The organism is Dokdonia sp. 4H-3-7-5, from assembly GCF_000212355.1.
Taxonomy (GTDB): domain Bacteria; phylum Bacteroidota; class Bacteroidia; order Flavobacteriales; family Flavobacteriaceae; genus Dokdonia.
Genome location: NC_015496.1, coordinates 641,566 through 653,568 on the forward strand (window position 1 = coordinate 641,566; position 12,003 = coordinate 653,568).

Below are 12,003 nucleotides of genomic sequence, written 5' to 3' on the forward strand. Positions count from 1 at the left end.
TGTTTCATTAACTTTACTTCCTTACAAAATACCCTATATGGCAATTAAGATAACAGGTTTAGGCAGCTACATTCCAGAAGTCGTAACAAAAAATGACAACTTTCAAAAACATCAATTTTTGAATATGGATGGCTCTGCCATTAAATCTAAAAATGGTATCATCATAGAAAAGTTTAAAGCCATTACTGGTATTTCAGAACGACGCTATGCACCTGCTGGTATGCAATCCTCAGACATGGGGACGCAAGCAGCCCTAAAAGCTATTAAAGACTCAGGAGTAGACCCTGAAACACTAGACTATATTATCTGTGCTCACAATTATGGTGATGTGCAAAAGGGATCAAACTTTAGCGATATTGTACCTAGTCTTGCATCACGTATTAAACACAACTTACGTATACAAAACCCAAAGTGTGTTGCTTACGATATTCTTTTTGGGTGTCCTGGATGGATAGAAGGTGTGATTCAAGCACAAGCCTATATCAAGGCAGGAATGGCCAAGAAATGTCTTGTGATTGGTACTGAGATGCTTTCTCGCGTGGTAGATGATCACGACAGAGACAGTATGATTTACAGTGATGGTGCTGGAGCATCTATCATCGAGCAAGATGATAGTGATACTGGAATATTATCTTTTGAGACAGCTACATTTACTTATGATGAGGCATATTTCCTTTTTAACGGATCTTCTTATAACACCGAAGCAGAACAGCAAACTAAGTACATAAAAATGTATGGTCGCAAGATTTATAACTTTGCGCTTACACAAGTACCTCAAGCCATGAAAACATGCCTTGAAAATAGTGGCTGTACAATTGCTGATGTAAAGAAAATATTTATCCATCAAGCAAACGAGAAGATGGATGAGGCAATTGTAAGTCGTTTTTACAAACTTCACGACTTAGAAATGCCTGAGCATATCATGCCTATGAGCATCAACACACTAGGTAACAGCTCTGTTGCTACGGTTCCTACAGTATTTGACTTAGTACGTCAAGGAGCTCTAGAAAATCACGAAATCAACAAAGGTGATGTCGTTATTTTTGCAAGTGTAGGTGCTGGAATGAACATCAACGCTATGGTATATCGCTATTAATTTAGAGACAAGCACCCTCTTTTTTTTAAGTGTTACTAACTGTAAATTATCATTAAACGTGTACGAAAACACTTTTCCAAACAAACGATACAAACACACAATCAATTTTCTCAAGGAAGTAATTCCTGACACAAATGAGCAAATTCTTGATCTCGGTGTGCGTAACCCATTTGTAGATTTTATGGAACGTGAAGGATATACAGTACAAAATACATCGGGAGAAGATCTAGATATAGACACGAGTGCTGTACAACAAGCAGATGCAACGGTGATTACTGCGTTTGAGATTTTTGAACATCTACTCGCACCTTTTAATGTCCTGCAAGATATAAAGGCAGATAAAATAGTAGCGAGTATCCCTTTAAAACTATGGTTCTCCCCTGCCTATCGTTCCAAGACTGATATGTGGGATAGACATTACCATGAGTTTGAAGATTGGCAATTTGACTGGCTTTTTGAAAAAGCAGGATGGGAAATTAAAAAACGTGAGAAGTTTACAAATCCCGTTAAGAAAGTAGGTATTAGACCATTATTGAGAATCTTTACTCCGCGCTACTACCTGATTTACGCCGAACGCAAGTCATAATGAATTTCTACATCGTCATACCTTGTCACAATGAGGCCGAGTTTATAAAACAAATGCTAGACTCCTTAGTTGCACAAACATTGCTTCCTAAAAAGGTAGTTGTGGTCAATGACCAAAGTACAGATAACAGTGAGAAGATAATTTCCGCTTTCGCGAAAGCGCACTCCTTCATAGAACTTCTCAATACAACCAGCAGCGATATACATCTACCCGGCAGTAAAGTAATACAAGCCGTTCAAAAAGGTATAAACACGCTTGATGAAGACTATGATATCTTTTGCAAATTTGATGCAGATCTTATTTTTCCAGTGAATTACCTAGAGACCATTGCTCATGAATTTGAAAAAAATCCTCGCATCGGAATGGCTGGAGGATTTTGCTATGTAGAAAAAGATGAAAATTGGGTTCTTGAAAACCTAACTAACAAAGACCACATACGCGGCGCACTTAAAGCGTATAGAAAAGAATGTTTTAAAGAAATAGGAGGCCTCAAACCAGCAATGGGGTGGGACACCATCGATGAGCTTCTTGCAAAATATTATAACTGGCAGGTTATCACAAACGACACCCTGCATGTAAAACACCTGAAACCAACAGGCAATACCTACAACAAAGCAGCACAATTTAAACAAGGAGAAGCATTCTATGGAATGAGATACGGCTTTTGGCTTACTTTGATAGCGTCAATCAAGTTAGCAAATCGCAAAGGGAACTTGCTTTTAACTAAGGATTATTTGCGTGGATATTTTCGCGCAAAGCGATCTAAAAAAGATCACCTTGTAAGTGCACAAGAAGGCACATTTATAAGAAACTTACGATGGAAAGGAATAAGATCTAAGCTTGGTGTCTAATTCTTAACCTAATCTTTAAAATTGTCATTGAGACATTAATTACTTTTGCTTAAATCTTTACTACAATGAATATACAGTCAATATCAAAATATCTATCGCTATGTGTAATAGGTATGACCATATCTTGTGCATCTGTAAGCAGTACAGCACAAAATAAAAAACCTAAGAACATTATACTTATGATAGCAGATGGTACTGGTTTGAGCCAGATTTCTGCTAGTCAATATTATAATACGCAGCCGTCTAATTATGATCGCTTCAAAACAATAGGACTCATTAAAACTTCTTCGGCAAGTGATTTAATTACAGACTCGGCTAGTGGAGCTACGGCTTTTTCTACAGGTTTAAAAACGTATAACGGAGCCATTGGAGTTAATACAGACACCATCGCTGCACCAACTATTCTTGAAGATTTAGAAAAAAGAGGTTTTGCTACAGGTGTTATCGCAACTTCAACCATCACTCATGCGACTCCTGCTAGTTTTTATGCTCATCAAAAGTTTAGAAAGATGGAGTTAGAAATTGCCGAAGATATCATTAACTCTGGCGTTGACTTTTTTGCTGGTGGAGGACGTAAATTTTTTGAAAATAGAGAAGATGGAAATAATCTCGTAGCAACACTCGAGTCTAAGGGCTATGAAATATACTTAGACAGACTCGATCCTATGCTTTCATTAAAAAAAGATAAAAACTATGGTTTCTTACTAGCAGACAGTGGGATGCCTAAATTTTTAGACGGTCGTGGTTCTTTCTTGTATGACGCTACTAAACTTGGAATCAAGAAACTTTCTCAAAATAAGAAAGGCTTTTTCTTAATGGTAGAAGGTTCTCAAGTAGACTGGGGCGGACATAATAATGATAGTGAGTACTTAATAAGCGAACTTATAGACTTTGACACGGTGATAGGTCAAGTGCTTGATTATGCTGAAAAGGATGGCAACACACTCGTTATTGTAACTGCAGATCATGAAACGGGTGGCTTTACACTTGCATCAAAAGCGGGAGATTATAACACGATAGAACCATCATTTTCTACAGGCGGACACAGTGCTACGATGGTACCAGTTTTTGCTTACGGACCTGGCGCTTCTGAGTTCATGGGAATCTATGAGAATACTGCTATTCATGCCAAAATGAAGAAATTACTAAAACAGCAGTAGTCATAAACCTATCTTAAATACTATTTTAACAATCGTATTAATACCTACATTAGCCACTTAAACATCGTCAATGTCATACCTACACTCTATAGGTGAATATTTCTTAATGATAAAAAATACCTTTGTAAAACCTACAAAGGGCAAGGTTCTTCGTGATCTTATTTTTAAAGAAATTGATGATCTAATCATTGGGTCATTAGGTATTGTTGCATTTATATCCTTCTTTGTAGGTGCTGTTGTTGCCATACAAACGGCACTCAACTTAAACAACCCGCTATTGCCAAAATCGCTAATAGGCTTTGCTGCAAGACAGTCTATTATACTTGAATTTGCTCCTACATTTGTATCTGTTATTATGGCTGGTAAGGTAGGATCATTTATAACTTCAAGCATAGGTACCATGCGTGTTACAGAGCAAATAGATGCACTAGAAGTTATGGGAATCAACTCTCTTAATTACTTAGTATTTCCTAAAATTGTTGCGATGTTAATCTATCCATTCCTTATTGCAATAGGGATGTTTTTAGGAATTATAGGTGCTTATACAGCCGCAGTATATGGAGGCTTTGCCCCTAGTAATGACTTTTTATCTGGACTTCAACAAGACTTTATACCTTTCCAACTATTCTATGCGTTTTTCAAGACATTCTTGTTTGCCTTTTTACTAGCTACTATTCCTGCATACCATGGATATTATATGAGAGGCGGAGCTCTGGAAGTAGGAAAAGCGAGTACAACTTCGTTCGTATGGACAAGTGTGGCGATTATACTAGTGAATTTTATAACCACCCAATTATTACTAAGCTAGATGATTGAAGTAAAAGAAATACGAAAGTCATTTGGTGACAACGAAGTCTTAAAAGGATTCTCAACCAAGTTTGAATCTGGTAAGACTAATCTTATTATAGGCACTTCTGGATCTGGTAAAACGGTATTCTTAAAAACGATGTTAGGCCTTTTTAAGCCCGACAGCGGACAAATAATCTACGATGGTAATCCATACTCAGAACTTGATGATGAGCACCAACGTGATCTTAGAGAGCAGATAGGGATGGTTTTTCAAGGCAGCGCCTTGTTTGACTCCATGACTGTAGAAGAAAACATCGCTTTCCCGCTCAAGATGTTCACAAAGATGAAAAAGAAGGAACGCATAGAAAGAGCAAATGTGGTCATCAACCGCGTTAATCTAGAGAATGCAAACCATAAGTTACCTTCAGAAATATCTGGAGGAATGCAAAAGCGTGTAGCTATCGCTAGATCTATTGTAAACAATCCAAAATACTTGTTTTGTGATGAGCCTAACTCTGGACTAGATCCTAATACTGCTACCGTAATTGATAATCTTATTAGAGAGATTACCATAGAGCAAGATATTACAACCATCATTAATACGCATGACATGAACTCTGTGATGGAAATAGGGGATCATATTGTGTACCTTCAAAAAGGCCACCTAGCCTGGGAAGGAACTAAAAATGAAATCTTTAAAACAGATAATAAAGACGTTACAAATTTTGTGTACTCCTCAAACCTATTTAAAATGGTAAGAGAAGCTCAAAACTCTTAATTGTTACGCTTTCGCGAAAGCGCCATTATAAAGAATTATAGCCCTTTAATATTATACCTAGGTAATTAAGAAACTGTGTTATAGACTAATGAACAGTGATGTTATTTCTTTCTCCAAACATTACCATTTACTACTACGGTATCGAGACTAAAACGCTCTTTTATCCATTGCCCTAGTTTTTCCTGCTGTTTATTTCTTGCGCTTTGGGACAAGCTATCTGCCCATTCTACTCGAACTACCGTTAAGGTATCAATACCACCAGAAAAGTCTGTAGTAATCTCTGTAGCATAACCAAATCTTTTAAGCCCATCATAATTAATTTTTGCCTCATTGCGCATAGATGCAAATGGTAAGGCTGTCCCACGAAGTTGGGTCACCTCATTCTCAAGAAGACGAATTTGCTCATCTTTAGAAGTCATTGCTTCTTGATTTTTTACATATAAATCCTCAAGAATACCAGAGCGCACCTCTGTACTTAATCTTGCTGCAAGTTCGCCACTTTGATCTGCGCCTTGATGTACAACTAGGGTACAATTCTCACAGTCTTCAGTCTTCTTAAATTCATCCTCCCATTGAGCAATGAGATTTTGCGGGACTAGCTTCCCTATAAGATAAAGATCTACACGTCTATTGTCGGCATCATCTGTTTCTTTTACAATCTCTGCACCTTCATATTTAATAGTATTTGTAACAAAAGCCTTTGCTTTAGTTATAAAAATTTGCTGATTAAGCAATCTTAAAAATGTCCAAACACTAGGTACTAAAACTAATACAGCAATAAGAGTTGCCATACGCGTCGTACGCTTTCTAGTCTTTTGGTTTGCATATTTAACTAACGGAAATTTTAGAAGTTTTGATACGGTAAATGTAGCAAGTGCTATAAACACAGCATTAATGGAGAAAAGATATAATGCTCCTAACGCCCAGTAAAGTCCTTCGCTATTTCCTATAATGGATTGAGAAAGACCATAACCTACAGTACATAGTGGTGGCATTAAGGCAGTAGCAATTGCAACACCAAAGATCACACTAGCAATAGTACCTGATTTTGTCTTAGCAACAATAAGCGCAAGACCACCAAAAATTGCAATAAACACATCTAATATAGTAGGCCAAGTACGCGCCATTAATTCTGGTGTGACTTCTTTAACCGGCGATAAACTAAAATATAAGGTAGCCGTAAGCACACTTAGCACTATCATCACTGCAAGGTTTACAAATGATCGCTTCATCATGATAGCGTCATTTATCGCTATAGAAAGCCCAATGCCAACTATAGGTCCCATAAGCGGACTTATAAGCATGGCGCCTATTACTACAGCGGTACTACTTACATTGAGTCCAATACTCGCAACAAAAATGGAAAAAATAAGAATCCACGCGTTATGACCTTTAAAAGGTATGTCTTTACGAATAGCCTCTACCGTAGTAGATCTATCTGTATCTTCTCTAATATCAAGAAGATCACTTAAAAATTCCTTTATACTTTCCCAGAGACCCTTTGCCTCATCTCTCATATTCTCGTTAGGATCAATATTGAGTTCGCTGGGCTTTGGATCTGGATTTGCCCCTATATTATCTTTGTTTTCCACTATCCTAAGTTATTACCAAATTTAGACTGCACCTCATTGCGTATTTCTTTGATGTCTTGCTCCTTGCTTTTAGGTACAATAACGAGAACATCTTCTTTTTCGACGATAATATAATCTTTAAGTCCGTCTACTACTACCACTTTATTACTAGCAGTTCTAATGATGTTTCCTGAAGTATTTGTTGCGATGATACGCGCATTTACAACGGCATCTTTTCCAGAAGCCCCTTCCATTTTATCATAGAGAGATCCCCAAGTACCTAGGTCATTCCAGTCAAAAGTTGCTGGGACTACTTTTACATTTTGATGCTTCTCCATCACTCCAAAATCGATACTTATATTCTCTGCTTTGGGGTACGCCTCATTTATAAAATCTTGTTCTTCTGGGAGATTATACACTGCATTACCCTCATTGAGTAAACCGTACATATCCGGCAAAAAAGACTTAAAACTGTTTACGACAGTTTTTACACTCCATATAAACATACCTGCATTCCAGAGATATTCTCCACTTGCTACAAATTCTTTGGCAGTAGGATAATCGGGTTTTTCTGTAAAACGTTTTACCGCTTTCGCGAAAGCGTTATCACTTTTATCATAATTTATATAACCGTAACCCGTATTTGGAAAGCTAGGCTGTATGCCTAAAGTGACTATAGTTTCTTCTTGTTGAGCTGCATCAAAAGCTTTCTGAAGATCTTCTACAAAGGCGTCTTCATCTTCTATCCACGCATCACTAGGAGCTACGACCATCACCGCATCAGGGTTTTCTTTTTCCACCTTTAATGCAGAAAGAAGGATACAGGGTGCCGTGTTACGCATTGCAGGCTCAAGAACGATGTTTTTTTGTTTGATATTAGGGAGCTGCTCCTTTACGAGATCATTATAATCTGTATTAGTAAGTATGAGAATTTGATCTTCTGGAACAATCTTAGCTAGACGATTGAATGTCTTTTGCAACAAGGTTTCCCCGGTGCCAAGCATATCATGAAACTGTTTTGGAAAAGCCTGAGTACTCACGGGCCAAAATCTAGAGCCTACACCTCCAGCCATTAACAATGCGTAATAATTCTTAGTATTTTCCATAATTTCTAATCTATGATGTCTACCTCTGCGTTAGGCTGAAATAGATATGTTCTACCTGTACTTACCTCTATGCATTCATAACGTTTTACACGTTTTTTACCCTTTTTAAATATCTTCCCATTATAAATCTGGAATGTAGATCCCATGGGTAATTCAAATATATAATTTTTATCACTAGGTGGGTCATAGTTCTTTAGCGCTACAGAAAGATGAGCATCTGTATCACTACTCGCTTTAGGATTTTTAAAATGCCTTGCTAGATAAGGTAATAAATCTGCTGGAAAGATTTCTGGCCTTATAAAGGGTAACATCAAGAATTGAAACGTATGTTTCCATTCTTTACCATGAGGTTTTATCGCTCTCCCATACTTTTTAAAAGCAACTAAGTGCGCTATCTCATGCACTAAAGTGACTAAAAACCTGTATTGATTAAGACTTACGTTTATGGTGATTTGGTGCTGTCCATCTGCCAGTATTCTATAATCTCCATGCCTTGTTACTCGCTCATTTACAATCTTGAGATAAACAGCATGTTCCTTTATTAATGCAAAAACTGGAGCAGCCGCTCTTTCTGGGATATATTTCTTGAGGACTTCTACCACGTCAACTATAAATCGTTTTTAAAATTACTTGCTACTTACGGCGTGCTAGCAGAAACTTGCAATACTTTACCGTTGTAAAATTGATTTCCTGTTAACGCAAAATTAGATAGATAATCTGCCATTTGTATTGCCGTCAATGGCGCTTCATACCCAGGGAATGCTTCTTCTAGCATTTCTGTTTGTACAGCTCCTAAAGCAAGTACATTAAATGCTATGCTCTGTTCCTTGTATTCTTCAGCTAAGAGTTCGCTCCATGTAATAACCGCTCCTTTACTTGAGCTGTAAGCAGCAAGGCCTGGAAACTTCATGCTTCCTTGGATTCCGCCCATACTAGACACCGTTACTACATGTGCACCAGCTGTCATATATGGAAGTACCGTACGCGTTAACTCGGCAACGCCAAACACGTTTACTTTGTATATCATCTCAAAATCTGCAACGGTAGTCTCTGCAAATGGCTTATTAAGTAAAGCGCCCGCATTATTTATGAGCACATCTACTCCTTCCCAATCACTTTCAATAAAATCTATGACTTTTTGAAAATGTGATTGGTCTGTAATATCAAATGGAAAAGCAGTGAGATTCTGTAAATTTAAATCTGCACAAGGAGTATGCTTTCGCGAAAGGGCAAGTACTTGGTGCCCTTCTTTTGCAAACTTCTTAGCAAGCTCAAAACCTATCCCTCTACTCGTACCTGTAATTATGATTCTTTTCATTAGTTCATTTTAATCTCTTTGTTAGGACTATTTGCCATTCCCGTGATCCCTGGGATTAACTTTTTAATAAGTCCTTCCATAAAGTCGATATCCATTTTATCTGCTTCATCACCTACGCCATGATAGTGATCATAATTTGTAAAATCAAACGAAGAAATAGTATGTGCAGGAATATTAAAATCTAAAAAGAAAGGATAGTTATCACTACGCTTGAAAAGATTAAATTCTTTTGCCTTTGGAAGAAAACCAATAACCTTTTCACCTGCATATTGATTAAACTTTTCTGCAAAGTTAGATTTCTCATATCCTGAAGCATATAACGAGTGATCTTTACCTACCATAGGCACTCCTACCATCTCAATACTTATCATCGTATAAAGATCAATACCAGCAGCCTTAAGTCTACTAGACAAATCTTTTGACCCTAAAAGTCCTTTTTCTTCGGCAGAGTATAGTGTAAATATAATAGTACGTTTATTAGTCTTTGCTTTAGTAAAATAATCTGTAAGTGCAAGTACTGTAGTTGTTCCAGCAGCATTGTCATTTGCTCCATTTGCTATGGTATCATCACCATCAGCTTTTGCGGTACCAATATGATCATAATGTGCGCCTATGATAATTACCTCATCTTTGAGCTTAGGATCATTTCCTTCCAGCACGCCTACAATATTAAATGCCTCAACACCATTTGCGTCAAATGGATCACGATAATTCTCAAAATAAGGTTTTATTCCAGCATCTTTAAAGCGCGCTTCTATAAACTGCGCAGCCATCTCAATTCCTTTGCTTCCCGTATCACGACCTTGAAGCTCATCTGAAGCTAGAAACTCCATCGTGCTTTTTACAGACTTCATTTTTTTGATGTCTGGCATCACCATCGTTACTTGGCTCGCTGGTGCAGTACTCACGTTTTCACCTTTTACACCTACTAAAGGAGCGGGTGACCCACAGCCCACTAAGACAAGGGCTCCTACTAATACTAAGATATTTTTCATAAAGCTAAAGATAAAAAAACCCACGCATTTGCGTGGGTTTATCATTCTATATTTATTATTGACTAAGCCAGCATTAATACTGGGTTTTCAATGTACGTTTTAAGCGTTTGTAAAAACTGTGCTCCAGTTGCACCATCTACTGTGCGGTGATCACAAGCAAGCGTAAGCTTCATTGTGTGTCCTACAGCAAGCTTTCCATCTTTTACCACAGGCTTCTCTACAATTGCTCCTACAGATAGGATAGCAGAGTTAGGCTGATTGATAATTGAAGTAAAATCTGTGATACCAAACATTCCTAAATTTGAAATTGTAAAGGTAGAACCTTCCATTTCTGGTAACGTAAGTTTTTTATCACGAGCCTTTCCAGCTAGTACTTTAACCTCAGCATTAATTTGCTGTAATGACTTTTCGTTTGCAAATTCTACTACAGGAACAACAAGACCATCAGGTACTGCTACTGCCACACCAATATGTACATGGTGATTTAGACGCATTTTATCATCAAACCACTGAGAGTTTACTTGAGGATGCTGCTTTAAAGCAATAGACGTTGCCTTAATAATCATATCATTAAAAGAAACTTTTGTGTCTGGTAATGCGTTAAACTGCTTACGGAAGCTCATCATGTTCTCCATATTGAACTCAACGTTCAAGTAGTAATGAGGCGCTGTAAATTTAGATTTACCAAGTCCGCGAGCGATTGCTTTACGCATTTGAGAATTTTCAATTTCCTCAAAGCTTTCTTCTCCTGTTGCAACAAATTGCTGCACCCCAGCTCCCGAAGATTGACTAGCGCTAGGTGTGAAGTTTTCTACATCACTTTTAACGATACGTCCGTTTTCTCCAGATCCTTTTACTTGAGATAGATTAATTCCTTTCTCGTCTGCAATTTTCTTTGCTAGTGGAGACACAAATATGCGTCCTCCAGTAGTATTTGTTGCAGGTTTTGAAGATCCAGAAGCAGAGTTTGTATTATTCTCTTTTTTTGGGGCTGCCTTTGGAGCATCTGCCTTTTTATCAGCTTTTGGGGCTTCTTTCTTTTCTTCCTTCTTTGGAGCCTCTTTTTTATTAGCTCCGCCACTTTTAACCACACTAGAAACATCTGTTCCTTCAGGACCTATAATTGCTAGAAGCGCATCAACATTTGCTGTCTCACCTTCATCAATACCTATATGTAATAATGTGCCAGACTGAAATGATTCAAACTCCATAGTTGCCTTATCGGTTTCTATTTCAGCAAGGATATCTCCTTCTTCTACTTTATCACCTACAGCCTTTAACCAAGTTGCAACTGTTCCTTCCTCCATTGTATCAGAAAGACGTGGCATTGTCACTACGACAACTCCTTCAGGAATATCTGATCCATCATCTGCCGATTCTTCTTCGTCAGAAGATGCGTCATTAGTTTCATCTTGAGATGCAGTCTCTTTTTTCTCATCAGAAGATGATGCTTCGTCTTCTCCACTTTTCGCAGAAGCGTCACCACCATTTAATAATCCAGAAATATCTTCTCCTTCTTCACCTATGATCGCTAAAAGAACATCAACTTTTGCAGTTTGACCTTCTTCAATCCCGATGTGTAATAACACACCTTCATTAAAAGATTCAAACTCCATAGTTGCCTTATCTGTTTCGATTTCGGCAAGGATATCTCCTTCTTCTACTTTGTCTCCTACTTTTTTAAGCCAAGTAGCGACTGTTCCTTCTTCCATCGTGTCGCTTAGACGCGGCATGTTAATTACTTCTGCCATAA

At 37.7% G+C, this 12,003-nt stretch carries 12 protein-coding genes; 6 read left to right on the forward strand and 6 right to left on the reverse strand.

Features of this window, described 5'->3' with window-relative positions:
• The first annotated feature begins 37 nt into the window (after positions 1-37).
• The 6 genes from KRODI_RS02805 (at position 38) to KRODI_RS02830 (ending at position 5,260) form a co-directional block, all read left to right on the forward strand.
• Positions 38-1,096, forward strand: coding sequence for a 3-oxoacyl-ACP synthase III family protein (locus KRODI_RS02805; RefSeq protein ID WP_013750057.1), 1,059 nt, complete (start codon positions 38-40; stop codon positions 1,094-1,096).
• A gap of 58 nt (positions 1,097-1,154) precedes the next feature.
• Positions 1,155-1,682: a methyltransferase gene (locus tag KRODI_RS02810; protein WP_013750058.1), complete on the forward strand. Its 528-nt coding sequence runs from the start codon at positions 1,155-1,157 to the stop codon at positions 1,680-1,682.
• A complete protein-coding gene (locus tag KRODI_RS02815; protein WP_013750059.1) occupies positions 1,682-2,533 on the forward strand; it encodes a glycosyltransferase family 2 protein in 852 nt (283 codons plus the stop codon). Before KRODI_RS02810 ends, KRODI_RS02815 begins: the two co-directional genes overlap by 1 nt.
• A gap of 65 nt (positions 2,534-2,598) precedes the next feature.
• On the forward strand, positions 2,599-3,693 hold the full coding sequence (locus tag KRODI_RS02820; protein ID WP_013750060.1) for an alkaline phosphatase: 1,095 nt from the start codon (positions 2,599-2,601) through the stop codon (positions 3,691-3,693).
• A 70-nt stretch (positions 3,694-3,763) separates the two neighbouring features.
• Complete coding sequence (locus tag KRODI_RS02825) at positions 3,764-4,501, forward strand: MlaE family ABC transporter permease (RefSeq protein WP_013750061.1); 738 nt, start codon at positions 3,764-3,766, stop codon at positions 4,499-4,501.
• Positions 4,502-5,260, forward strand: coding sequence for an ABC transporter ATP-binding protein (locus KRODI_RS02830; protein WP_013750062.1), 759 nt, complete (start codon positions 4,502-4,504; stop codon positions 5,258-5,260).
• Between the two features lie 101 nt (positions 5,261-5,361).
• On the opposite strand, the gene KRODI_RS02835 is transcribed toward KRODI_RS02830, so the two are convergent.
• The 6 genes from KRODI_RS02835 to KRODI_RS02860 form a co-directional block, all read right to left on the reverse strand.
• Positions 5,362-6,852, reverse strand: coding sequence for a DUF389 domain-containing protein (locus KRODI_RS02835; protein ID WP_013750063.1), 1,491 nt, complete (start codon positions 6,850-6,852; stop codon positions 5,362-5,364).
• Positions 6,852-7,937: a mannose-1-phosphate guanylyltransferase gene (locus tag KRODI_RS02840; protein ID WP_013750064.1), complete on the reverse strand. Its 1,086-nt coding sequence runs from the start codon at positions 7,935-7,937 to the stop codon at positions 6,852-6,854. The genes KRODI_RS02835 and KRODI_RS02840 overlap by 1 nt, the downstream gene beginning before the upstream one ends.
• Before the next feature lie 5 nt (positions 7,938-7,942).
• Entirely contained in the window at positions 7,943-8,539 is a 597-nt protein-coding gene (locus tag KRODI_RS02845; RefSeq protein WP_013750065.1) for a SprT-like domain-containing protein, read from the reverse strand.
• 35 nt (positions 8,540-8,574) lie between these two features.
• A complete protein-coding gene (locus KRODI_RS02850; RefSeq protein WP_013750066.1) occupies positions 8,575-9,255 on the reverse strand; it encodes an SDR family NAD(P)-dependent oxidoreductase in 681 nt (226 codons plus the stop codon).
• Entirely contained in the window at positions 9,255-10,250 is a 996-nt protein-coding gene (locus KRODI_RS02855) for a M28 family peptidase (RefSeq protein ID WP_041295776.1), read from the reverse strand. Before KRODI_RS02855 ends, KRODI_RS02850 begins: the two co-directional genes overlap by 1 nt.
• A gap of 62 nt (positions 10,251-10,312) precedes the next feature.
• The gene (locus KRODI_RS02860; RefSeq protein WP_013750068.1) at positions 10,313-12,001 is read right to left on the reverse strand and encodes a pyruvate dehydrogenase complex dihydrolipoamide acetyltransferase; all 1,689 of its coding nucleotides are present in this window, start codon (positions 11,999-12,001) and stop codon (positions 10,313-10,315) included.
• Positions 12,002-12,003 lie beyond the last annotated feature (2 nt).